Origin of the sequence: Pseudokineococcus sp. 5B2Z-1 (assembly GCF_037482305.1) — a bacterium.
GTDB lineage: Bacteria > Actinomycetota > Actinomycetes > Actinomycetales > Quadrisphaeraceae > Pseudokineococcus.
The window spans coordinates 159050-181010 of the sequence record NZ_JBBHZG010000006.1 but is presented as its reverse complement, the minus strand read 5'-3'; the positions used below and the strand labels follow the sequence as shown (position 1 = coordinate 181010).

Genomic DNA, 21961 nt, shown 5'->3' with positions numbered 1-21961 from the left:
CCGCCGCGGCGGAGCTGGCGGTCGCGCTGGTGGTGCCGCTGCGGCGGGCGCAGGACCTGGTCGCCGAGGCCCTGGCGGTGACGACCCGGCTGCCGGTGACCCTGGCGGCGCTGGAGGCGGGGCGGATCGACCCGCAGCGCTCCCGCCTGGTCGCCGACGAGACCGTCGCCCTGTCCCCGGTGCACGCCGCGAAGGTCGACGCGGCCCTGGCCGGCGACCTGGGCCCCCTCACCCTCCCCNCTGGAGGCGGGGCGGATCGACCCGCAGCGCTCCCGCCTGGTCGCCGACGAGACCGTCGCCCTGTCCCCGGTGCACGCCGCGAAGGTCGACGCGGCCCTGGCCGGCGACCTGGGCCCCCTCACCCTCCCCGCGCTGCGGGCGCGGGTGCGTCACCTCGTCGCGACGACCGACCCCGAGGCGGTGCGCCGGCGGGTGCGGCGCGCGACCTGCGCCCGCGGGGTGCGCCTGCTCCCCGTCGAGGACGGCATGGCCCAGCTGGTCGCGACGGGCCCGGTGCTGGACCTCGCGTGCGTGTTCGAGCGGCTGACCACCACCGCCCGCGCCCGCGCCGGGGAGCACGGGCGCACCGACCCGCACGCCGCGACCACCGCCGGCCTGGACCCCCTCGCCCTGGGTGACGGTGCCACCGCGGGGCTGCCGGACCGGCGCGGGATCGACGCGCGCCGCTTCGACGCCCTCGTCGACCTCGCCACCACCACCGACCTCACCGCCACCGACCTGCCCGCCGGCGCTCACGCCGCTGCCGGTGCTGCCGCCCGCGCGGACGCGAACGCCAGTGCGGGGACGGCTCCGGCCTCGACGACGGGGGTGGCGCGGGCGCGCAGCCCTCACGGCCCGCAGGTCACCGTGGCCCTGACCAGCCTCCTCGGCCTGGACGACGACCCCGCCCAGCACCCCACCCTCGGACCCGTCCCGACCGTGGCCGTCGCCGAGCTCCTCGCCGCCGGGCACCGCTTCCGCCGCGCCCTGACCGCACCGGTCACCGGCTACCTCGTCGGCCTCGACGGCCACCTGATGACCCTCGACCCCACCACCACGGCCGCGCCGCTACCCGGTCTGTCGGGCAAGGGCCCCCGGAGCACACCCGCCCGACGGGGCCGCACGACGGCGATCACCGTGCGCGTCGACACCCCCGACGCCCTCGATGACCATGCGTCGTCGCTACGGGGAGTCACCGGCGTCGGCGCCGCCACCCACCGACCCCGCCGAGACCGCACCCGCACGCGCGGCCGCGGCCGCAGCCGCAGCCGCAGCCGCAGCCGCGGTCGCGCCTGCAGACGCGGTCGCGGCCGCGACGGCAGAGGCGCGGGCAGCCGGGGACTCGCCGCCGCTCCCGCCGCCGCCCTCCCCGTCCGGGCTGGTGACGGGCTTCTCGCCGACCTCGCGGCACACCTCGCTGCGCCGCGCCGCCCGATGCTCCGGCTGCTCCTACGCCGCCGCCACCGGCGGACCCGGCCCCTACACGCCCACCGAGGCCTGCGCTCGCTGGGTCCGCACCCGCTCACCCCGCTGCCAGGCCCCCGGCTGCCGCACGCCCGCCACCCGCTGCGACCTCGACCACCGCACCCCCCACGCCACCGGCGGACCGACCTGCCCCTGCAACCTCGACGTCCTCTGCCGCCGCCACCACCTCGCCGAGCACCACCACGGATGGACCGCCGTCCCGACCTCCGACGACCCCACCGACCCGTCCCTCACCTGGACCACCCCGCTCGGCCAGGTCGTCCACGTCCCCGCCCAGCCCCTCCTGCCCCGACCCGCACCCCGCACCACCGACGACGACACCCGGAAGCAGACGCCGGCCGACGACGCGGCCGCCGCCGCCCTCGAGGACCACCTCCTCGGCGGACCCCGCTACCCCACCCGCGACAGCGCCGCCCACGACCTCGAGCGCCTCCACGCCGAGCTCGCCCGCCAGCTGCACGAGCTCGACCGAGACGACGCGGGGCACGTCCAGCCAGGCGACGGTCGGTCCGTCGACGGCCGGGGAGGTCCCGCCGGCGTCTCGGACGCCCCCGCTGACGGCTCAGGAGGCGCCGCCGACGGGGCGGGCGGGAGCGGGGGCTGGGACGACGACGGCGCCCCGCCCTTCTGACCAGGGGCGCGGGGCCGCCCCGGGTGCTGGCCCGACCCGGGTACTGGGCGGCGCCCCGGGTGCTGGGCCGACTCGCGTGCTGGCCCGACCTGGGTGCTGGGCCGCCCCGGCGCCGGGCTGACCAGGCCTGCCGCCTCGGAGGGGCGCGACGAGGTCGGCGTCCGAGCCTGGGGTCAGACCTTGCGGAGCCGCACCCGCCGCACGGTGTGGTCGGCGTCCTTGGTGAGGACGAGCGAAGCGCGCCCGCGCGTCGGGAGCACGTTCTCGACGAGGTTCGGCTCGTTGACGGCGCCCCAGATCTCCAGGGCGAGGGCCTCCGCCTGCTCGTCGGAGAGCCCGGCGAAGCGGCGGAAGTAGGACTCGGGCCGGCTGAAGGCCGTCTCCCGCAGACGCAGGAAGCGCTGGACGTACCAGCTGCGGACGTCGGTGGTGCGGGCGTCGACGTAGATGGTGAAGTCGAAGAAGTCGCTGACGGCGAGCCCCTGCCGGCCGTCGGCGCGGGGCCGGGCCGGCTGCAGGACGTTGAGCCCCTCGACGAGGAGCACGTCCGGCCGGCGGACGACGACCTCGGCGCCGGGCACGATGTCGTAGACGAGGTGGCTGTAGAGCGGGGCCCGGACCTCCTCCGCCCCCGACTTCACGGCCTGGACGAAGCGCAGGAGCGCCCGCCGGTCGTAGGACTCCGGGAAGCCCTTGCGCTGCAAGAGCCCTCGCCGCTCGAGCTCGGCGTTGGGGTGCAGGAAGCCGTCGGTGGTGACGAGCTCGACGCGCGGGGTCCCCGGCCACCGGGCGAGGAGCTCGCGCAGGACGCGCGCCGTCGTCGACTTCCCGACCGCCACCGAGCCGGCGACCCCCACGACGAAGGGCGTCGGGGCCGTGCGCTCGCCGAGGAACTCGGCCCGCGCCGCGTGCAGCGAGCGCGCCGCGCCCACGTACAGCTGCACGAGCCGCGAGAGCGGCAGGTAGACCTCCTCCACCTCGGCGAGGTCGATCGGCTCGCCGAGCCCCCGCAGGCTCTCGAGGTCCTCCTGCGTCAGCCGCAGGGGGGTGGCCGGCGCGAGGGCGCTCCAGGCGTCCCGGTCGAGCTCGACGTAGGGGGAGGAGTCGGCGGCCACGGGCGCCGATGGTGCCAGCCGGGGCCGGCGCTCCCCGCACGCGCACCGGTCACCCGGGTGCGTCGGGCGCCGGGGCGACGGGCGGTCGCACCTACGCTGGCGGCCATGTGCGGGATCGTGGGCTACGTCGGAGCGCCGGGCAGCGGGGGGGCGCTGGACGTCGTCGTCGACGGTCTCGCCCGGCTGGAGTACCGCGGCTACGACTCGGCGGGCGTCGCGCTGGCCGGGCCGGGCGGGCTCGCCACGCGCAAGAAGGCCGGCAAGCTGGCCAACCTCCGGGCCCTGCTCGAGGCCGCCCCGCTGGAGCCGGCGTCCACGGGCATCGGCCACACCCGGTGGGCCACCCACGGCGGTCCCACCGACGCCAACGCCCACCCCCACCTCGCGGGCAGCGGCGACGACGAGGTCGCCGTCATCCACAACGGCATCATCGAGAACTTCGCCGCGCTGCGCGCCGAGCTCGAGGCGAAGGGCGTCGAGCTGGCCTCCGAGACCGACACCGAGGTCGCCGCCCACGTCCTCGCCGGTCACGTCGCGGCCGTCCGCGGCGAAGGCCTCGACGGCGGGGACGCCCTCGCGGAGGCGCTGCGCCGCACGTGCCGCCGCCTCGAGGGGGCCTTCACCCTCCTCGCCGTCCGCTCCGGCGACCCGAGCACCGTCGTGGGCGCCCGACGGAGCTCCCCGCTCGTCGTCGGCCTCGGCGAGGGCGAGACCTTCCTCGGCTCCGACGTCGCCGCCTTCATCGGCCGCACGCGCGACGCCCTCGCCCTCGGGCAGGACGAGGTCGTCACCATCACGGCGGACGGGGCCACGATCACGACCTTCGACGGCGAGCCCGTCGAGGGCTCGCCCTTCCACGTCGACTGGGACGTGGAGGCCGCCGAGAAGGGCGGCTACCCGTCCTTCATGGCCAAGGAGATCGACGAGCAGCCCCGTGCGGTCGCCGACACCCTCCTCGGCCGCAGCGACGCCGAGGGCCGGCTCGTCCTCGACGAGGTCCGCATCCCGACCGAGGAGCTCGCCGCGGTCGACAAGGTCGTCGTCATCTCCTGCGGCACGTCCTCGTACGCGGGGCAGGTGGCCAAGTACGCCGTCGAGCACTGGTGCCGGATCCCCGTGGAGGTCGAGTACGCCCACGAGTTCCGCTACCGCGACCCCGTCGTGGACGAGCGGACCCTCGTCGTCTCCATCTCCCAGTCGGGCGAGACGATGGACACGCTCATGGCCGTGCGCCACGCCCGCGAGCTCGGTGCGCGCACGGTGTCGATCTGCAACACCAACGGCGCGACCATCCCGCGCGAGTCCGACGCCGTCCTCTACACGCACGCGGGCCCGGAGATCGCCGTCGCCTCGACGAAGGCCTTCCTCGCGCAGATCACGGCGTGCTACCTGCTCGGCCTCTACCTCGGCGCGCTGCGGGGCACGGCGTCGCCCGAGCTCGTCAAGGAGGTCCTGGAGGACCTCCACGCCATGCCCGCGAAGGTGCAGGAGGTCCTCGACGGGCTCGAGCGCGTCCGCGAGATCGCCCGCTTCATGGCCGACTCCCGGTCCGTCCTCTTCCTCGGGCGCCACGTCGGCTACCCGGTGGCGCTCGAGGGCGCCCTCAAGCTCAAGGAGCTGGCCTACATCCACGCCGAGGGCTTCGCCGCGGGAGAGCTCAAGCACGGCCCCATCGCGCTCATCGACGCCGGGCAGCCCGTCTTCGTCGTCGTCCCGCCGCCGAGCAGCCCGCACGGCCTCCACGGCAAGGTCGTCTCCAACATCCAGGAGATCCGGGCGCGCGGCGCCCGCACCCTCGTCATCGCCGAGGAGGGCGACGAGGGCGTCGTCCCCTTCGCGGAGGAGGTCATCCGCGTCCCGGCGTGCCCGCCGCTGCTCATGCCGCTGCTGACCGTCGTGCCGCTGCAGGTCTTCGCCGCCGAGCTGGCCGCGGCCAAGGGCCTCGACGTCGACCAGCCGCGCAACCTGGCCAAGTCCGTCACCGTCGAGTGAGCCGGTCGTGACGGCGGGCGGCCTCCCCCTCGGCGGTGCACCCGGCGCCGGACCGGGTGGCGGGGGCGTCGTCGGCGGCGGGGGTGTCGTGGGGGTGGGCGTCGACGTCGTCGGCGTCGAGCGCTTCACCGCGGTGATGGACCGCGGGGGGGCCGCGCTGCGCGCGCGCCTCTTCGACCCCGACGAGGCCGACCTGCCCGCGCGCTCGCTGGCCGCGCGCTTCGCCGCCAAGGAGGCCCTCGCCAAGGCCCTCGGCGCGCCGCCGGGGATGCGGTGGCGGGACGCGCGCGTGCACCGTGGCGAGCACGGCGCGCCGTGGGTGGAGATGCGCGGCACCGTCGCCGAGCGGGCGGCCGCCCTGGGGGTCGGGGCCGTGCACGTGTCCCTCTCCCACGACGCCGGCATCGCGACGGCCTTCGTCGTCGCCGAGCGCGTCCTCGGCGCCCCGCCGCGCCTCCCCTCGACGCCGGCGCCCTCGACGCCCGACGTCCCTCCGGGCCGCCCGGACCCGACGCGCGCCGACCCGACGCGCGCTCACCCGGCCCCCCCGGACCCGAGCCACCCGGACCCGACGCACCCGTCCTGAGCGGCGGGGCCCGGCGGCAGTGGGCCCTCGCCCCGCCCTCGCCCGCCCCCTCCTCACCCCTCCGCCGTCGACCCGCAGGAGCCCCGATGACCAGCGCCCACGACGTCGAGGCGGTCCGTGCCGCCGAGCAGGCGGCCGCCGCCGGCCTCCCCGGAGGGCTCGCGACCCTCGTCGAGCGCGCCTCCGCGGCGCTGGCCGGCGTCGTCGGCTCCGAGCTGCGCGCCGCGGCCGGGCGGGTCTACGGCTCCCGCGCGGTGCTCCTCGTCGGCTCGGGGACCAACGGCGGCGACGCGCTGCACGCGGGGGCCCTGCTGGCGCGCCGCGGCGCTTCCGTGACGGCGCTGCTCGCCGCGGACTCGTCCCATGAACCGCGCGCCCACGGGCCCGGCCTCGCCGCCCTGCGCGCCGCGGGCGGGCGCGTCGTCGAGGACGGCGCGGGCGAGGCGGGCCTGGCCGCCGTCGCGGCGGCGGACGTCGTCGTCGACGGCCTGCTCGGCGTCGGCGGCCGTCCCGGCCTGCGCGGGGCCGCGGCGGCGCTCGCGGGAGCGGCGGCCCGCTCCTCCGCGCGCGTCGTCGCGGTCGACGTGCCCAGCGGCGTCGACGTCACCACCGGCGCCCTGCCGCCCGCGCCGACGTCCGCGTCCGCGTCCGCGCCCGCGTCCGGGTCTGGGTCTGCGCCTGGGGATGGGTCTGCGTCTGGGGCTGCGACCGGGGGCGAGGGGAGCGGGACGGCCGCGGCGGTCCGCGCCGACGTCACCGTCACCTTCGGCACGGCCAAGCCCGCCCTCCTGCTGCCCCCGGCGTCGGCGCTCGCCGGGCGCGTCGTGGTGGTGCCGATCGGCCTCGGCGACCTGGGCGACCCGGTCGTCGAGCGCCTGGGGGCGCGCGAGCTCGCCGACCTCTGGCCGCGCCCGGACGGGGAGAGCGACAAGTACTCCCGCGGCGTGCTCGGCGTCGTCGCGGGCGGCGCCACCTTCACCGGCGCGGCGGTGCTCTCGACGGGCGCCGCCGTGCGCGCCGGCGCGGGCATGGTGCGCTACCTCGGCCCGACACCTCCGACCGACCTCGTGCGCGCCCGCTGGCCCGAGGTCGTGCCCGGTCCCGGCCGCGTGCAGGCCTGGCTGCTCGGCCCGGGCGTCGACCCCGACGACGAGGGCCAGGGCGAGCACGTCCGCGAGGCGCTCGCCCAGGACGTGCCGTGCGTCGTCGACGCCGGTGCGCTGCCCGCGCTCGTCACCGCCCTCGACGAGGGGGAGCGGGGGAGCGGGGGCACGCTCGTCGTCCCGCACGCCGGAGAGCTCGCCCGCCTCCTCGGCCTCCTGGGGCACGACTGCACCCGGGCGGACGTGCAGGAGCGCCCCCTCGAGCACGCCCGGCGCGCGGCGGACGCGTCCGGCGTCGTGGTGCTGCTCAAGGGCTCCACGACGCTCGTCGTCGACCCGGAGGGGGAGGGCGGGGGCCCGCGCCCGCCGGTGCGGGCGCAGGCCGACGGCACGCCGTGGCTCGCGACGGCCGGCAGCGGCGACGTGCTGGCGGGCGTCGTCGGCGCGCTCGCCGCGCTCGGGCTGGCGCCCCGCGACGCCGGGGCCGTCGGCGCCGCCGTCCACGGGCTCGCGGCGCACGCCGCGTCCGGGGGCGGCCCCCTGCACGCCGAGGCGGTGCTGCACGCGCTGCCCGAGGTCCTCACCGCGCTCCTCGTCGACGTGCCGCGGGGCTGAGGCCCAGGTGCCCGGCTCTCGGCGCCTGCTGGGGGCTGCCGGCCCCGGGTGCCTGCCGGGCGGGCGGGCCGCGCGGTGCGAGACTGGCCGGTGATGACGACCCCCGCTGCCGCTGCGACCGCGCCGGCCGACGACCTCGGCGACGCCCTGCCCGCGCGCGCGGTCGTCGACCTCGACGCCGTCGCCGCCAACGCGGACGTCCTGCGGGAGCGCGCCGCGGGGGCGGCCGTCATGGCCGTCGTCAAGGCCGACGGCTACGGGCACGGGATGGTGGCGTGCGCCCGCGCCGCCCTGGCCGGGGGCGCCACGTGGCTCGGCGTCGCCCACCTGGCGGAGGCCCTCGAGCTGCGCGCCGCCGGTGTCACCGCCCCCGTCCTCGCCTGGCTCGTCGTGCCCGGGCAGGACCTCGCGCCCGCGGTCGCGGCCGACGTCGACCTCTCGGCCTCGGCCGTCTGGGCGGTGGAGGCCGTCGTCGACGCGGCGCGCCGCACCGGGCGGACCGCGCGGGTCCACCTCAAGGTCGACACCGGGCTGTCCCGGGGCGGGGCGACGGCGCGGGACTGGCCCGACGTCGTGCGCGCCGCCGCGGCCGCCCAGGCCGAGGGCGCCCTCGAGGTCGTCGCCGTGTGGTCCCACCTGGCCTCCGCCGACGACGAGGCCTCCGACGCGCTGACGCTCGCGCAGGTGGATCGCCTCCACGACGCGGCCCGAGTGGCGGCGCGCCTCGGCGTCCGCCCCCCGCTGCGCCACCTCGCGGCGTCCTCGGGGCTGCTCGCCCACCCCGCCGCGCGCCTCGACCTCGTCCGCCCCGGCGTCGCCGTCTACGGCGTCTCGCCCGCCCCGGAGCGCTTCTCGTCCACCGACCTCGGGCTCGTGCCCGCGATGTCGCTGCGCGCGCGCCTCGCCCTGGTCAAGGAGGTCGGCCCGGGCGAGGGCGTCTCCTACGGCCACCACCACGTGACGGCGGGCCGCACGCGCCTCGCGCTCGTGCCGCTCGGCTACGGCGACGGGCTGCCCCGCCACGCCAGCGGGCGGGGCCCGGTGGCCCTGCGCGGGCGCCGGTACGCCGTCGCGGGCCGCGTCTGCATGGACCAGGTCGTCCTCGACCTCGGCGACGACGCCGCCGCCCGGGCGGCCCGCGCCGGCGACGAGGTCGAGGTCTTCGGCACGGGCGCGGACGGCGGCCCCACCGCCCAGGACTGGGCTGACGCCGCCGGCACCATCGCCTACGAGGTCGTCACCCGCATCGGCGCCCGGGTGCCGCGGGTCCACGTGGGCACCGCCGGCGTCGTCGGGCGCGGGGGCCGCTCGTGAGCCCCCTCGGCCTGCCCGGCGCCGCCGGTGCGGCGGGAGGGCTGCGCCTGCTCGCCCTCGGGGCCGGCCTCGCGGCCGCGGGCGCCGGCGCCGCCCTCGGGCTCGGCGCCGAGCGCCTCGTCGTCGGGCGCCCCCTCCTGCCCCTGCCCGGCGCCCGGCCCCCGCGGCGCGAGGTGCCGCTCGGCTCGTTGAGCGGCCGCCCCCTCGTCGTCCGCGCCGGTGACGGCACCGAGCTGCACGTCGAGGTCGACGAGCTCCCCGAGGAGGAGCGCGCCGCCGCCGCCGCCGAGCACCGGCCCACCGTCGTCCTCAGCCACGGGTACGGGCTCAACCTCGACTTCTGGCACGTGCAGCGCCTCGCCCTGCGCGGCCGGTACCGGCTCGTCCTGTGGGACCAGCGCGGCCACGGGCGCTCCGAGCGCGGCCCCCGCGGCTCCGCGACGATCGACCAGGTCGGCGAGGACCTCGCCGACGTCCTCGCCGCCACCTGCCCCGAGGGGCCGCTCGTGCTGCTCGGGCACTCGATGGGCGGCATGGCCGTCATGGCGCTCGCCGCCCGGTCGCCCGAGCTCGTCGCGGAGCGCGTCGTCGGGACGGCGCTCGTCAGCACGAGCGCGGGCGGCATGTCCGCCAACGACTACGGGTTCGCGGCCCTCGCCCCGGCCCTGCGCCGCGTCGCGCCCACGGCGCTCGGGCTGCTGGCGCGGCGGTCCGGCCTCGTCGAGCGGACCCGCACCCTCGGCGGCGACCTCGAGACGCTGCTGGTGCGGCACTGGTCCTACGCCTCGGACGTGCCCCAGGACGTCGTCGACTTCACCGCGCAGATGATCGCCGGCACGAGCGTCGAGGTCATCGACGACTTCTTCCCCGCCTTCGACCGCCACGACAAGGCCGAGGCGCTCAGCGCGCTGGCCGGCGGGGAGGTGCTCGTCCTCGTCGGCGACCACGACCTGCTGACGCCGCCCTCCCACAGCGAGGAGATCGTCCGGCGGCTGCCCGGCGCCGAGCACGTCGTCGTCCGCGACGCCGGGCACCTCGTGCCGCTCGAGCACCCCGAGCTGGTGCAGGACGCCGTCGAGCACCTGCTGGCGCGCGCCGCCCGCGTCGTCGCGCACGACCGGGCGCAGCCGGCGGGCCTCGTGCCGCCGGCGGCGGAGGGCGCGTGAGCGAGGTCCGCGTCGAGCTGGGAACGGCGGAGGAGACGCGCGCCCTCGGCCGCCGGCTCGGCGCGCTCGTGCGCGGCGGCGACCTCCTCGTGCTCTCCGGCGACCTCGGGGCGGGCAAGACGACGCTCACCCAGGCGCTCGCCGAGGGCCTCGGCGTCCGGGGGCCCGTGACGTCGCCGACCTTCGTCATCGCCCGCGTCCACCCCTCGCTCGTCGGCGGTCCCGCGCTCGTCCACGTCGACGCCTACCGCCTCGGCGACGCCCTCGAGCTCGACGACCTCGACCTCGACGCCGACCTCGAGGCGTCCGTCGTCGTCGTCGAGTGGGGGCGCGGCCTCGTCGAGCACCTCGCCGGGGACCGGCTCGAGGTCGACCTGCACCGCGAGGACGCCGACGCGGCGGCCGGGGTCGACGGGGCCAGGGTCGACGGGGCCGGGGAGGTCGACGAGCACCGCACCGCCGTGCTGCGCGGGGTCGGGCCGCGCTGGGGCGCGCTCGCCGACCAGCTCAGCCACCGCTGAGCGGCCGGGCGGCCCACACGGTGCCCTGACGGTCGTCGTCCGTCAGCCGCCGGCGCGCCCGCGCCGCTCCAGCGCCGCGACGTCCCGCCCGAACGAGACGGCGAGCAGCGCCAGCGCCGCGGCGCACGCCGCCGCCGCCGGCGGCACGGGCACGACGGGCACGAGCGCGGTGACGAGCACCGCCGCCTGCGCGGCCGCCACGGCGCGGCGGAAGAGGCTGTAGGAGAGCGGCCGCCGCAGGCGGGGCCGCAGCCGCCCGGCGACGACGAACGCGTAGCGCATCAGGCCGACACCGAGGACCCACCACCCCACGACCGGGCCGAGCGCCACGGACAGCACGAGCAGCAGCGCGGCGTCGACCTCCATGTCGAGCCGGGCGCCCGCGGCGGTGGCCGTCCCCGTGCGGCGGGCGACCGCGCCGTCGACGGCGTCGAGCAGCACCGCCGGGGCGGCCAGCGCCAGCAGCCACCACGACCGCGGCGGCAGGTCGCCGAGCAGCGCCAGGACGACGACGGTCGCGCTCCCGCCGACGAGGACGGTGCGGCCGAGGGTGACCCGGTCCGCCGGCCCGCTCCAGCGGTCGTGCCGCGAGCCGACCGCCACCGCCGCGGCGCCCACCAGGCCCACGCCCGCCAGCACGGCGAGGTGGGCGCTCGCGGCCATGCCGCCGAGCACCACGAGCCCGGTGCACAGCACGACCGAGACCGCCGCGGCCAGGGCGCCGTCGCGCACCGCGGTCGCCGGGGCGCCGCCCCGTCCGCGAGGGTCGTCGCGCCGTGCCGTCCCGCGGCCCTGGGCGCCGGGGGAGCTCCCGCGTAGGGTCACCGCACCATGGTCACGTCCGGTCACGCCCCGGCGCCAGACCCCGGCCGGGCCGGGGCGGCACCACCCTCCGTGCCCGCCGCCGGTGAGGCGCCGGCCCGGGCGGGCGGGCGCGCGACCGGGCCGCCGTCCGCGTCCCCGCCGCCCGGTGCGCGGGGTGTCGCGACGGCGTACTGGACCACCGGCCCGGGCGCGGGCGAGCTCCGCAGCGAGCCGCTGCGCGCCCCGGGCGACGGCGAGGCGCTCGTGGAGACGCTGCACACGGGCGTCAGCCGGGGCAGCGAGCTGCTCGTCCACCGCGGCGGGGTGCCCGCGCGGGTGGCGGACCTCATGCGTGCGCCGTTCGGCGTCGGCGACCTGCGGGCACCGACGCCCGAGGCGCCCGTCAAGTACGGGTACCTCGCCGTCGGCGTCGTCGCCGAGGGGCCGCCGGACCTGCTGGGGCGCACCGTCTTCTGCCTCCACCCGCACCAGGACCGCTTCGTGGTGCCGGCCGCCGCGCTCGTGCCGGTGCCGGGCGGCGTCCCTGCCCGCCGCGCCGTCCTCGCCGGTGCGGTCGAGACCGCCCTCAACGCCCTCTGGGACGCCGCCCCGCGCCTCGGGGACCGCGTCGCCGTCGTCGGCGCCGGGATGATCGGCTGCTCGGTGGCGGCGCTGCTGCGCTCCTTCCCCCTCGGGCGGCTGCAGGTGCTCGAGCCCGACCCCGCGCGCGCCGCGGTGGCCGCCTCGCTCGGCGTCGAGGTCGTCGCGCCCGCGGACGCCGCCGACGGCTGCGACCTCGTCGTGCACTGCTCGGCCACCGGCGCCGGGCTGTCGCGCGGCCTCGAGCTGCTCGGCGACGAGGGCGAGCTCGTGGAGCTCTCCTGGTACGGCGACCGGGACGTCTCCGTCGCCCTCGGCGCCGACTTCCACGCCCGCCGCCTCGTCGTCCGCGCCAGCCAGGTCGGCGCCGTCTCGGCGTCCCGCCGCGCGCGCCGCACCACCCGCGAGCGGCTGGCGCTGGCCCTCGAGCTGCTGCGCGACGACGCGCTCGACGCCCTCGTGCCGGTCTCGGTGCCGCTCGCGGACCTGCCGGCCGCCCTCGTCGCCCTGGCGACCGGGGAGCTGGACGCGCCGTGCCTCGTCGTCGACCACCCCCTCGCCGACCCGGAGGACCGACCGGCATGACCCCGCCCCCGCAGAGCCCCGGGACGACGTTCTCGGTCGTCGTCGAGGACCACGTGATGGTCGCCCACTCCCTGCCGCACCCGGCCTTCGGCCCGGCGCAGGGCAAGCACGGCGCGACGTACGACGTCGCCGCCACCTTCTGGCGCGACGGGCTCGACGCCACCGGCGTCGTCCTCGACATCGGGGCCGCGACGGCGGCGCTGCGCGCCGTCCTCGCCGACCTCGACTACCGCGACCTCGACGAGCACCCGGCCTTCGCGGGCCTCCTCACGACCACCGAGGTGGTGGCCCGCCACGTCGCCGAGGCGCTCCTGGCGGCGCCGGCCCTGGCGCCGCACGTCGAGGACCTCCTGCGGCTCGACGTCGTCCTGCGCGAGACGCCCCGGGCGGCCGCGGGCGTCAGCGTCGACCTCGTGGCCCGGCGCGCCGGGGGAGCGGCGTGACGGGCCTGCGGCTCGTCGCCCCCGCTCCCGCACCCGGGGGCGGCGCGGGACGCGGAGCCGCGGCCGAGAGCGGCGGCAGCGCCTACGACCGCCGGCTCGTCGACGCCCTCGGCGACCTCGGCGTCGACGCGCGCCTCGTCCCGGTGCCGGGGGACTGGCCCGAGGGCGGCGCGGAGGACCGCGAGCGCCTCCTCGCGGCGGTGCTCGACGCCTCGGCGGAGAGCGTCGTCCTCGTCGACGGGCTCGTGGGCTCCGGCGCCCCCGACGTGCTCGAGCGGGCGCGGGACGCCGGGGTGCGCGCGCACCTGCTCGTGCACCTGCCCCTGCACGAGGAGACGGGCCTCGCGCCCGCCCGCGCCGAGCACCTCGCGGAGCTGGAGGCGCGGGCGCTCGCGGCCGTCGCCGGCGTCGTCGCGCCCAGCGCCTGGCTCGCCGCCCGCCTGCCGCGGGCGGCGGGCGGCGCCGCACCGCCCGTCGTCGTCGCCCGCCCGGGGACGGACCCCGCCACGCCCGCCGCCGGGTCGAGCCCGCCGTTCCTGCTCCACCTGGCGGCGGTGGTGCCGCGCAAGGCCCAGGACGTCGTCGTCGCCGCGCTGGCCCGCCTCACCGACCTCCCGTGGACCGCCGGGCTCGTCGGCGACGACCGGCGCGACCCGGCGTACACGGCCCGCGTGCAGGCCGCCGTCGAGGCGCACGGGCTGGCCGACCGGGTCGCCGTCACGGGGGCCGTGGGCGGCGCGGCCCTGGACGCGGTGCGGCACGCCGCCGACCTCCTCCTCCTGCCCAGCCGGGCCGAGCCCTGGGGCATGGCCGTCGCGGAGGGGCTGGCCCGCGGCGTGCCGGCCGTCGTCGCCGCGGGCACGGGCGCCGCCGAGGTGCTGGGCGTCGGCGAGGGGGGCGTCGGCGAGGGGGACGCCCGCGAGGGGGGCGCCGAGGAGGACGCGGACCTGCCCGGCGCCCTCGTCCCGGCGGGCGACGCCGTCGCCCTCGAGCACGCCCTGCGGCGCCTGCTCACCGGAGCCGACGACCCGGCGGGACCTCTGGGGCGCGCCCGCGCGGCGGCTCGTCGACGCGGGGCCGAGCTGCCGGGCTGGGAGGCGACGGCCCGCGCCGTCGTCGACGGGCTGGGGCTGGCGCCGTGACGAGCGACGACGACGACGACGACGGCGACGGCGCGAGCGACGACGACGTCCCGCACGGCGACGACGTCGCGGCGGGCGGCGCGCCGCTCGAGCGGCCCGTGCCCGCGGACTGGCTGGCGCTGCGGGAACCCGCGGACGCCCGCGCGCGCGACGAGGCCGCCGAGGCGCTGCTCGGACCGCTCGCCGAGGCGCTGACAGGATCCCTCGCCGCGGCGCCGGCCGAGCGCGCCGGACCGGAGGGCGCCGGCCGTGACGGCGGGGCGGAGGCGGGCCGGGCGCCGGGCGCGGGCGGGCCGCACGTGCTCGACGTCGGGGCGGGCACCGGCGCGGGCGCCCGCTGGCTCGCGTCCCGCCTGCGCGCACGCCTGGGCCGGGGCGCGCGGTGGACGCTCCTCGACCACGACGCGGACCTCCTCGCGCGCGCGGGCGCCGCGCCGGGCGCGACCGGCCACGGGGCGCGCCGCGTGCTGGGCGACCTGCACCGCGCCGCCGACCTCCTGCGCGGGACGGGCGCGCCGGGCGAGGGCGCGACCGACGGCGCCGGACGGCCGGACCTCGTCACGGCGACGGCGCTGCTGGACCTCCTGCGCCCCGTCGAGGTCGAGGTGCTCGCGGGAGCGGTCGTCGACGCCGGCGTCCCGCTGCTCGTGGCGCTGACCGTCACCGGCGAGGTGCAGCTCGACCCCCCGGACCCGCTGGACGCCGAGCTGGCCGCGGCCTTCGACGCGCACCAGCGCCGGGGCGGGCGCCTCGGCCCGGACGCCGTCGCGCCCGTCGTCGAGCGGCTGCGGTCCGCGGGCCTGGAGGTCCTCACCGCGTCCTCGCCGTGGCGCCTCGGGACGGCTTCGCCGTCGGGCGGCGGCGGCGACGCCGACCTGCTCGCCGCCTGGGCGCGCGGGCGGGCCGAGGCCGCCGTCGAGCACGACGGCGCCCTCGCCGCCCCGGCGGCGCGGTGGTCGCGCGCCCGGGAGGAGCAGGCGCGCGCGGGCGCGCTCGGCGCCGTCGTCGGCCACGTGGACCTCCTCGCGCTGCCCGGCGCCGCGCGCGGCGGCTGACGTGGCGGCCGCGCCCGGGTCCTCCCCGCGCGACCGACCGGTCGGCGTCCCCCCGGGCGTTCCCGGGGGAGGAGCCGTCCGCCGTCCGCACGGCCGCCCGGTGCTCCGGGCGCTCGCGCGGCCGGCGCTCCGGGCGCTCGCACGGGTCGTGCTCGGCGCCGCCCTCCTCGTGGCGGTCCTGCTCGTCGTCGGCCGCGAGCCCGCCGCGGACGCCGCCGGCGTGCTGCGGCCACCGCTCGTGCTGGCCGCGCTCGCCCTGGGCCTCGCCGCCACGACGGCGCAGGCCCTGCGCTGGCGCGCCGTGGTCCGCGCCTTCCCCGGCGCGGCCGTCCTGGCGCGCCGCCGCGCGGTCGCCGAGTACCTCCGGGCGCAGGCGCTCGACGTCCTCGTGCCGGGCGGCGTCGCCGGCAGCGCCGCCCGCGCGGTGCGCGGGCGCGGGGGCGGTCCCGGGGGGACGCGGGCCAGCGCCGCGGCCGTCGTCAGCGAGCGGGCGGTCGGCGTCGGGGTGCTCCTGGCCGCGGGCGCCGCGGTGCTGGCGACCCGGGACGCCGCCGCCGCGGTCCTGGCCGCCGTCGTCGCCGTCGTGGCCCTCGCCGTCGCCGCGCCGGCGCTGCGACGGCTGGGCCCGCGCGCCGGGACGGCCGTCGTTGGGTGGTCCGTGCTGGGCCTGGCCCCGCTGCTGCTGCTGTTCGTCCTCGCCGCGGACGAGGTGCTGCCGCACCTGCGGCCGGGGGCGCTGCTCCTGCTCGCCACCGCGGCGCTCGCCGGCATGGCCGTGCCCGCGGGCGTCGGCGGCTTCGGCCCGCGGGAGGCGGCGACGGCGTCGGCGGCCGCGCTCGCCGGCCTGCCCGCCGCCGACGGCGCGACGGCGGCCCTCGCCTACGGCCTCCTCGTCCTCGTCGCGGCCGCGCCCGGCGCCGTCCTCCTCGGCGTGGACGTCGTCACCGCCGGGCGTGCGACCCGCGGACGCCCGGAGCCGTCCCCGGGTCCTCAGCAGTCCCGGGGCCCTGAGGCGTCGTCGGGGGCCGGGCCGGCCTAGGCGTCCCGGGCCGGGGGCGTCGGGCCGGACCGCACCGCCGCCAGGTCGAGCTCGAGGCAGGAGTCCTCGCCCAGCGCGTAGCGGCGGGCGGGCGGGCGCAGGGCGTCCGCGAGCCGGTCCGCGCCGGCGAAGCGCAGCCCCGGCACGCCGTCGCCCACGAGCAGGGGCGCCGTCGTCACGAGGAGGCGGTCGAGGACGCCCGCGGCGAGGAACGCGGACACCGTGCGTCCTCCGCCCTCGACGAGGACGCGGCCCAGGCCGCGGGAGGCGAGGGCCGCCAGCACCGCCGCGGGGGCGAAGGCGCCGCCCGGGGCGGGCAGGCGGACCACCTCCACGTGCGGGCGCAGCGCCGACGCGTCGGCGCCCCCGGCGGGCGGGGTCGCGGGGGGATGGTGCGCGGGGGGCCGGTGCGCGGGGGGCCGGTGCGAGGGGGGCCGGGACGGGGCCTCGCCGGGCTGGAGGTCCTCGGCGACGCACCACAGGACGGGCGGCCCCTCCGCGAGCAGGCGGGCCGTGCGCGGCACGCGGGCCCGCGGGTCGAGGAGGACGCGCACGGGCGAGGGCCCCCTGACGCTCCGGACGGTGAGCCGGCAGTCGTCGGCCGCCACGGTCGAGGCGCCCACGACGACGGCGTCGACGAGCGCCCGCAGCCGGTGCAGGTGGCGCCGGTCCTCCTCCCCGGTGACGTGCCGGGCGTCCCCGGTGCGCGCCGCGACGAAGCCGTCGAGGCTCTGCCCGAGCTGGGCCAGCACCAGCCGCGGGCCGGCCGCGACGAGCGGGCCGTAGCGCGCCAGCAGCTCGGCGTCCTCCCCGCCGCGGGCGACCTCCGCGGGAGGCACGCGGCCGTCCAGCAGGGCGCGCCACACGGTCCCGTCGTCGTCCTCGTCGGGCGCGGGCGCGGCGTCGTCCTCGTCGGGCACGGCGTCGCCGACGCGGGTCGTCGGGCGGGAGCTCTGGGCACCGGCGGTGGTCTCCACCGGCGTCGTCGCCTCGGGCACGGCCCGGACCCTAGCCGCCGAGCCCACCACCCCCTCGGCGCCGACGCCGCGTCCCTCGCGGTCGTCGCCGCGCCCGAGCCGGCGGTCCCCGGGCGCGAGGTCCGGTCCTCCCGGCCCGGCCACCTACCCTGGTGGGGTGCTGCTGGCCCTCGACACCTCCGCCGTCGCGAGCGCGGCGGTGCTGGCGGACGGGCGGGTGCTGGCGGCCCGCACCTCCGGCGACGCACGGCGGCACGCCGAGCTCCTCCAGCCGATGGTCGAGGAGGTCCTCGCCGAGGCCGGTGCGTCGCGGCGCGACCTCGCGGGCGTGGCCGTCGGCGTGGGGCCCGGCCCCTACACGGGGCTCCGCGTCGGCCTGGCCGCCGCCCAGGTGCTCGGTCTCGCCCTCGGCCTGCCCGTGCACGGCGTCCGCAGTCCCGACGCCCTGGCCCGGGCCTGCGCCGACGCCCTCGTCGCGGCCGGTCGCCCCCTGCCCGCGCGCTTCGGCGTCGCGACGGACGCCCGCCGCCGCGAGGTCCACTGGGCCGTCTACGAGACGACCGGCGGGGACGGGGAGCAGGGCGCCGGGAGGGGCGCGACGGCGCTGCGCCTCGTGGACGGCCCGGGCGTCGCCGCCGCGGCCGACGTCGCCGGGCGCGCCCCCGCCTGGGCGGGACGCGGCGTCCACCTCTACGGCGAGCACCTGCCGGCCCTGCCGGGGGTCGAGGACCTCCTCGACCCGGCGGCCGCGGCCCTCGGCCTCGTGGCCGCCGACGCGCTCGCCGGGCGCGGCCACCTCGGCCTCGTGCCCGTGGAGCCGCTCTACCTGCGCCGCCCCGACGCCGTCGCCACGGCCGACCGTCCGGCGCCGTCCCCGCGCCGTCCGCCGACCGCCGCCGGCGCGGTGCGGTGAGCCCGTCCACGGCGCCCGCCGCCGTCGACCTCGCCGCCGTCGCGCCCGAGTCGGGTGCCAGCGACCCGGTCCGCCTCGCGCGCCTGCGCTGGTGGGACGTCGCGGACGTCGCGGCCCTCGAGGCCGACCTCTTCGGGCCGACGGCCTGGAGCGCGGAGCTCTTCTGGTCCGAGCTGGCGGCCCCCGGCCGCGGCGCCTGGGTGGCCCGCACGGCCGACGGGGCGCTCGCCGGCTACGCGGTCGCGGCCGCCGCCGGCGCCGACGCGGACGTGCAGACCATCGCCACCGCCCCGTGGGCGCGCGGCCGCGGGCTCGGGGACGCCCTCCTCGCGGCGTGCGAGCAGCACGCGGCCGCCCTCGGCGCGACCGCGCTGCTGCTCGAGGTCGACGCCGGGAACGCCCCGGCGCGGCGCCTGTACGCCCGCCACGGCTTCGAGCAGCTGGCCCGGCGCCGCGACTACTACGGCCCCGGCGCCGACGCCCTCGTGCTGCGCCGCCGCACGACCCCGCCGCCCACCCCCTCCACCGACGAGCCCGACGCCGCCGACGACACCGATCCCGGAGCCCGCCCCGCATGAGCCCCGCCCTCCTCGACGCGGCCCCCGCCGTCCTGGCCGCCACGTCGGTCGACGACGCCGTCGGCGGTCTCACCGGTCTGTCCGGCGCGCTGGCGCGCTTCATCGCCGCCATCGGCGAGCCCGGCGTCTTCGTCGCGACCGTCCTCGAGACGGTCGTGCCCCCCGTGCCGAGCGAGGTCACCCTGCCGCTGGCCGGCTTCATCGCCGCGCAGGGCGGCATGGACCTCGTGCTCGCGCTGGCGGCCGCCACGCTCGGCTCCCTCGTCGGGGCCCTCGCGCTCTACGCCGCCGGCCGGGCGCTCGGCGAGCGGCGCGCCGTCGCCGTCATGGCGCGCATCCCCCTCGTCGACCGCGAGGAGGTCGAGCACGCCGTCGGCTGGTTCCACCGCCACGGCGGCGCGTCGGTGTTCTTCGGCCGCCTCGTGCCGGGCGTGCGCAGCCTCGTCTCCATCCCTGCGGGGACCACGCGCATGCCGCTGCTGCGCTTCTGCCTCCTCACGGCCGCGGGCTCCCTGCTCTGGAACGCCCTGCTCGTCGGCGGGGGGTACGCCCTCGGGTCGCAGTTCGAGCGCGTCGAGGAGTACGCCCAGTACCTCGACTACGCGTTCATCGCCGTGCTGGCCGTGCTCCTCGCCCTGTTCGTCCGCAGCCGCGTGCGGCGGGCCCGCGCCCGCGGCGACGTGAAGGAGGCCCTGTGAGCGGAGGGAGGACGGTGGGCGAGGAGGCTCCTGCGAGCGCCGAGGTCGTGGGGACCGCGTCCCGGGCCCGTCTGCTGCAGCCCGGCCGCCCACCGGCGCCCGGGGTGGAGCCGCTCGTCCTCGGGATCGAGACGTCCTGCGACGAGACGGGTGTCGGCCTCGTGCGCGGCACGACCCTGCTCGCCGACGCCGTCGCGAGCAGCGTCGAGGAGCACGCCCGCTTCGGCGGCGTCGTGCCCGAGGTCGCGAGCCGGGCGCACCTCGAGGCGATGGTCCCGACGCTCCGCCGCGCCTGCGAGGACGCCGGCGTCACGCTCGCCGACGTGGACGCCGTCGCGGTGACCGCCGGGCCCGGGCTCGCCGGCGCCCTCCTCGTCGGCGTCGGCGCCGCCAAGGCCCTCGCCTGGGCGCTCGACGTGCCGCTCTACGGCGTCAACCACCTCGACGCCCACGTCGCGGTGTGCGCCCTCGACGGCGGGCCGCTGCCGACGCCGTGCGGCGCGCTGCTCGTCTCCGGCGGGCACACCTCCCTGCTCCACGTCGTCGACGTCGCGAGCGACGTGCGCCTGCTCGGCGAGACGGTCGACGACGCGGCGGGGGAGGCCTTCGACAAGACCGCCCGCCTGCTGGGGCTGCCCTACCCGGGCGGGCCGGCCATCAGCGCCGCCGCGGCGGACGGGGACCCGCGGGCCGTCGCCTTCCCGCGGGGCCTGACGTCGGCCCGCGACCTCGAGCGCCACCGCTTCGACTTCTCCTTCTCCGGCCTCAAGACGGCCGTCGCCCGCTGGGTGCGGGCCTGCGAGGCGTCGGGCCGCCCGGTGCCGGTGGCCGACGTCGCGGCCTCCTTCCAGGAGGCCGTCTGCGACGTCCTCACCCGCAAGGCCGTCGACGCGTGCCGCGCGCACGGCCTCGAGACGCTCCTGCTGGGCGGCGGGGTGTCGGCCAACGGGCGGCTGCGCGAGCTGCTCGCCGAGCGGTGCGCGGAGGCCGGCGTCGCGCTGCGCGTGCCCCGGCTGCGGCTGTGCACCGACAACGGCGCGATGGTCGCCGCTCTCGGGGCGCAGGTCGTCGCGCGCGGGCTCCCGCCGTCGGGGCCGGGGCTGGGCGGGGACTCCTCGCTGCCGGTCGGGACGGTGCTCGTCGCGGGCTGAGCGCACCCGGGGGCCAGGCCCTCTCAGGCGGCGGGGCGGGGCAGCGCCCGGCACAGCAGCGCGCTCTGGCGCCCCGCGACCCGGGTGAGCACGACGACGGCCTCGTGCGGGCCCTCGAGCCGGCCGAGGCGGCGGCGCAGCTCCTCGGGCTCCACGGCGGTGCCGCGCTTCTTGACGACGAGGCGGCCGACGCCCCGCTCGCGCAGGCGCGCGCGCAGCGGCTTGAGGCCGAAGGGGAGCACCTCGTCGACGGCGTAGCCCGTCGCCGACGGCAGCTCGAGGTGCCGGTCGGCCGTGACGTAGGCGATCGAGGGGTCGACGAGCCGGCCGTCGAGGGCCGCCACGACGGCGCCGACGAGCCCGGCCCGCACGACGGCGCCGTCGGGCTCGTAGAGGTACCCGCCCACGGGGCCGACGGGCGGGGCGCCGCCGGCGAAGGGGTCGTGCGCGTCGTCGACGACGGCCGCGGCGCCGCCGCGGACGACGACGGCGCTGCGCCGCACGCCCGGGCGGGCCAGCGCCGGCGACCACAGCGCCGCCTCGACGACGTCGCCGTCGACCGACGTCCACTGGCACTCCCAGGGCGTCGCCGCGCCAGCGTCACCGACCGGGCCACCGAGAGGGCCGCCGCCCGGGCCGCCGACCGGACCGGGGACGAGGTCGTGGTCGATGCCCGGCGCCGTCTTCACCCCCACGGGCAGGCGCTGCGCCAGGTCGACGGCGAAGGACAGCGGCGGGCTCGCCCGCCGCGGGTCGAGGACCCGGCGCCCGCCGGCGTCGCGGCGCGCCGGGTCGAGCCAGGCGCCGTCGACGCCCGTGAGGTCGGTGGCCGCGACGTCCTCGCAGCGCACCTCGCTGCCGGGGAAGCGCCGCAGGTTCGCCGCCGCCACCGCGGCCGTGGGCTCGTCGCGGTCGACGGCGAGGACGTCGACGCCGAGCCCGGCCAGCGCCAGGGCGTCCCCGCCGAGGCCGCACCCGAGGTCCGCCACCCGGCCCAGCCCCGCGGCGGCGAAGCGGCGCGCGTGCCGGGCGGCCACCTCGAGCCGGGTGGCCTGCTCGAGACCGGCCGCCGTGAAGAGCATGTCGTCGGCGAAGGGCCCGAACTTGGCGCGCGCCCGGGCGCGCAGGCGGCTCTGGGTGAGGGCGCCCGCCACGAGCACGGGGTCGTGGCCGGCCGCGCGCAGCCGCTGCCCGAGCGCGAGGGCGCCCTCGTCGTCGTAGGGCGGCAGGGAGGCCAGCAGGGCCTGGCCGGCGGGGGAGAGCACCGCCGCGAGGCCGGCGACGGCGGGGTCGTCCACGGCGGCGATGGTGGCACGGGCGGCGACCTCGGGACCCGCCGCCGCGGCCGCCTCCCGGGAGCGGGTGCAGGGCTGGCACTCGGATTGACCGAGTGCTAACCCCGCCCTAGAGTCGCGGTCGGCGAGACGGCAGGACCGGCCGACCCCCGC

20 protein-coding genes and 1 pseudogene are annotated in these 21961 nt (G+C 79.8%); 16 read left to right on the top strand and 5 right to left on the bottom strand.

The features are described from left to right. Positions 1 to 185: hypothetical protein (locus tag WDV85_RS14910; RefSeq protein WP_339571371.1), on the bottom strand; the 185-nt coding region annotated here is incomplete at its 3' end. Between the two features lie 1196 nt (positions 186 to 1381). Between WDV85_RS14910 and WDV85_RS14905 the strand changes: the two genes are divergently transcribed. Further along, the gene (locus WDV85_RS14905) at positions 1382 to 2116 is read left to right on the top strand and encodes an HNH endonuclease signature motif containing protein (RefSeq protein ID WP_339571370.1); all 735 of its coding nucleotides are present in this window, start codon (positions 1382 to 1384) and stop codon (positions 2114 to 2116) included. A gap of 173 nt (positions 2117 to 2289) precedes the next feature. Here WDV85_RS14905 and coaA read toward each other — a convergent pair whose 3' ends face one another. Next, positions 2290 to 3249 (bottom strand): type I pantothenate kinase, encoded by a 960-nt coding sequence (gene coaA / locus WDV85_RS14900; RefSeq protein ID WP_171202493.1) that lies wholly within the window; start codon positions 3247 to 3249, stop codon positions 2290 to 2292. 87 nt (positions 3250 to 3336) lie between these two features. On the opposite strand from coaA, the gene glmS reads away from it, so the two are divergent. From glmS to tsaE, 6 genes and pseudogenes are all read left to right on the top strand, one after another. Then, a complete protein-coding gene (glmS, locus tag WDV85_RS14895) occupies positions 3337 to 5223 on the top strand; it encodes a glutamine--fructose-6-phosphate transaminase (isomerizing) (RefSeq protein ID WP_339571369.1) in 1887 nt (628 codons plus the stop codon). An 88-nt stretch (positions 5224 to 5311) separates the two neighbouring features. Beyond that, a pseudogene (locus WDV85_RS14890) lies at positions 5312 to 5656 on the top strand (holo-ACP synthase); the annotation flags it as partial. Positions 5657 to 5895: 239 nt separating this feature from the next. Further along, the gene (locus WDV85_RS14885) at positions 5896 to 7527 is read left to right on the top strand and encodes a bifunctional ADP-dependent NAD(P)H-hydrate dehydratase/NAD(P)H-hydrate epimerase (protein ID WP_339571367.1); all 1632 of its coding nucleotides are present in this window, start codon (positions 5896 to 5898) and stop codon (positions 7525 to 7527) included. Between the two features lie 93 nt (positions 7528 to 7620). Then, positions 7621 to 8841, top strand: coding sequence for an alanine racemase (alr, locus tag WDV85_RS14880; protein ID WP_339571366.1), 1221 nt, complete (start codon positions 7621 to 7623; stop codon positions 8839 to 8841). Beyond that, positions 8838 to 10007, top strand: coding sequence for an alpha/beta fold hydrolase (locus WDV85_RS14875; protein WP_339571365.1), 1170 nt, complete (start codon positions 8838 to 8840; stop codon positions 10005 to 10007). Before alr ends, WDV85_RS14875 begins: the two co-directional genes overlap by 4 nt. Next, positions 10004 to 10528: a tRNA (adenosine(37)-N6)-threonylcarbamoyltransferase complex ATPase subunit type 1 TsaE gene (gene tsaE, locus WDV85_RS14870; protein WP_339571364.1), complete on the top strand. Its 525-nt coding sequence runs from the start codon at positions 10004 to 10006 to the stop codon at positions 10526 to 10528. The genes WDV85_RS14875 and tsaE overlap by 4 nt, the downstream gene beginning before the upstream one ends. Positions 10529 to 10570: 42 nt before the next feature. Here tsaE and WDV85_RS14865 read toward each other — a convergent pair whose 3' ends face one another. Beyond that, positions 10571 to 11353: a CDP-alcohol phosphatidyltransferase family protein gene (locus WDV85_RS14865; RefSeq protein WP_339571363.1), complete on the bottom strand. Its 783-nt coding sequence runs from the start codon at positions 11351 to 11353 to the stop codon at positions 10571 to 10573. Between the two features lie 69 nt (positions 11354 to 11422). Between WDV85_RS14865 and WDV85_RS14860 the strand changes: the two genes are divergently transcribed. From WDV85_RS14860 to WDV85_RS14840, 5 genes are all read left to right on the top strand, one after another. Beyond that, positions 11423 to 12517: a zinc-dependent alcohol dehydrogenase gene (locus tag WDV85_RS14860; protein WP_339571362.1), complete on the top strand. Its 1095-nt coding sequence runs from the start codon at positions 11423 to 11425 to the stop codon at positions 12515 to 12517. After that, positions 12514 to 12960, top strand: coding sequence for a 6-pyruvoyl trahydropterin synthase family protein (locus WDV85_RS14855; RefSeq protein WP_298801380.1), 447 nt, complete (start codon positions 12514 to 12516; stop codon positions 12958 to 12960). The genes WDV85_RS14860 and WDV85_RS14855 overlap by 4 nt, the downstream gene beginning before the upstream one ends. After that, positions 12957 to 14102: a glycosyltransferase gene (locus WDV85_RS14850; RefSeq protein ID WP_339571361.1), complete on the top strand. Its 1146-nt coding sequence runs from the start codon at positions 12957 to 12959 to the stop codon at positions 14100 to 14102. The genes WDV85_RS14855 and WDV85_RS14850 overlap by 4 nt, the downstream gene beginning before the upstream one ends. Beyond that, positions 14099 to 15157, top strand: coding sequence for a class I SAM-dependent methyltransferase (locus tag WDV85_RS14845; protein WP_339571360.1), 1059 nt, complete (start codon positions 14099 to 14101; stop codon positions 15155 to 15157). The genes WDV85_RS14850 and WDV85_RS14845 overlap by 4 nt, the downstream gene beginning before the upstream one ends. Before the next feature lie 100 nt (positions 15158 to 15257). Beyond that, positions 15258 to 16196, top strand: coding sequence for a lysylphosphatidylglycerol synthase domain-containing protein (locus WDV85_RS14840; RefSeq protein WP_339571359.1), 939 nt, complete (start codon positions 15258 to 15260; stop codon positions 16194 to 16196). Here WDV85_RS14840 and WDV85_RS14835 read toward each other — a convergent pair. Then, positions 16193 to 17035 carry a RibD family protein gene (locus tag WDV85_RS14835; protein ID WP_445263356.1) on the bottom strand — a complete coding sequence of 281 codons (843 nt, stop codon included), beginning with the start codon at positions 17033 to 17035 and terminating at the stop codon, positions 16193 to 16195. The genes WDV85_RS14840 and WDV85_RS14835 overlap by 4 nt on opposite strands. Before the next feature lie 295 nt (positions 17036 to 17330). On the opposite strand from WDV85_RS14835, the gene tsaB reads away from it, so the two are divergent. From tsaB to tsaD, 4 genes are all read left to right on the top strand, one after another. After that, positions 17331 to 18086 (top strand): tRNA (adenosine(37)-N6)-threonylcarbamoyltransferase complex dimerization subunit type 1 TsaB, encoded by a 756-nt coding sequence (gene tsaB, locus WDV85_RS14830; RefSeq protein ID WP_339571357.1) that lies wholly within the window; start codon positions 17331 to 17333, stop codon positions 18084 to 18086. Then, on the top strand, positions 18083 to 18664 hold the full coding sequence (locus tag WDV85_RS14825; RefSeq protein WP_339571356.1) for a GNAT family N-acetyltransferase: 582 nt from the start codon (positions 18083 to 18085) through the stop codon (positions 18662 to 18664). The genes tsaB and WDV85_RS14825 overlap by 4 nt, the downstream gene beginning before the upstream one ends. After that, entirely contained in the window at positions 18661 to 19362 is a 702-nt protein-coding gene (locus WDV85_RS14820) for a DedA family protein (protein ID WP_339571355.1), read from the top strand. Before WDV85_RS14825 ends, WDV85_RS14820 begins: the two co-directional genes overlap by 4 nt. A 104-nt stretch (positions 19363 to 19466) precedes the next feature. Beyond that, positions 19467 to 20513 carry a tRNA (adenosine(37)-N6)-threonylcarbamoyltransferase complex transferase subunit TsaD gene (gene tsaD, locus WDV85_RS14815; RefSeq protein ID WP_445263355.1) on the top strand — a complete coding sequence of 349 codons (1047 nt, stop codon included), beginning with the start codon at positions 19467 to 19469 and terminating at the stop codon, positions 20511 to 20513. A 23-nt stretch (positions 20514 to 20536) separates the two neighbouring features. Here tsaD and WDV85_RS14810 read toward each other — a convergent pair whose 3' ends face one another. Next, positions 20537 to 21811 (bottom strand): class I SAM-dependent methyltransferase, encoded by a 1275-nt coding sequence (locus WDV85_RS14810; protein ID WP_339571353.1) that lies wholly within the window; start codon positions 21809 to 21811, stop codon positions 20537 to 20539. Between the last annotated feature and the right edge of the window lie 150 nt (positions 21812 to 21961).

Bases quoted from the DNA above. Each gene is read 5' to 3' on its own strand.
- glmS (WP_339571369.1), top strand. From the start codon at position 3,337: ATGTGCGGGATCGTGGGCTACGTCGGAGCGCCGGGCAGCGGGGGGGCG.
- WDV85_RS14885 (WP_339571367.1), top strand. From the start codon at position 5,896: ATGACCAGCGCCCACGACGTCGAGGCGGTCCGTGCCGCCGAGCAGGCG.
- alr (WP_339571366.1), top strand. From the start codon at position 7,621: ATGACGACCCCCGCTGCCGCTGCGACCGCGCCGGCCGACGACCTCGGC.
- WDV85_RS14855 (WP_298801380.1), top strand. From the start codon at position 12,514: ATGACCCCGCCCCCGCAGAGCCCCGGGACGACGTTCTCGGTCGTCGTC.
- WDV85_RS14820 (WP_339571355.1), top strand. From the start codon at position 18,661: ATGAGCCCCGCCCTCCTCGACGCGGCCCCCGCCGTCCTGGCCGCCACG.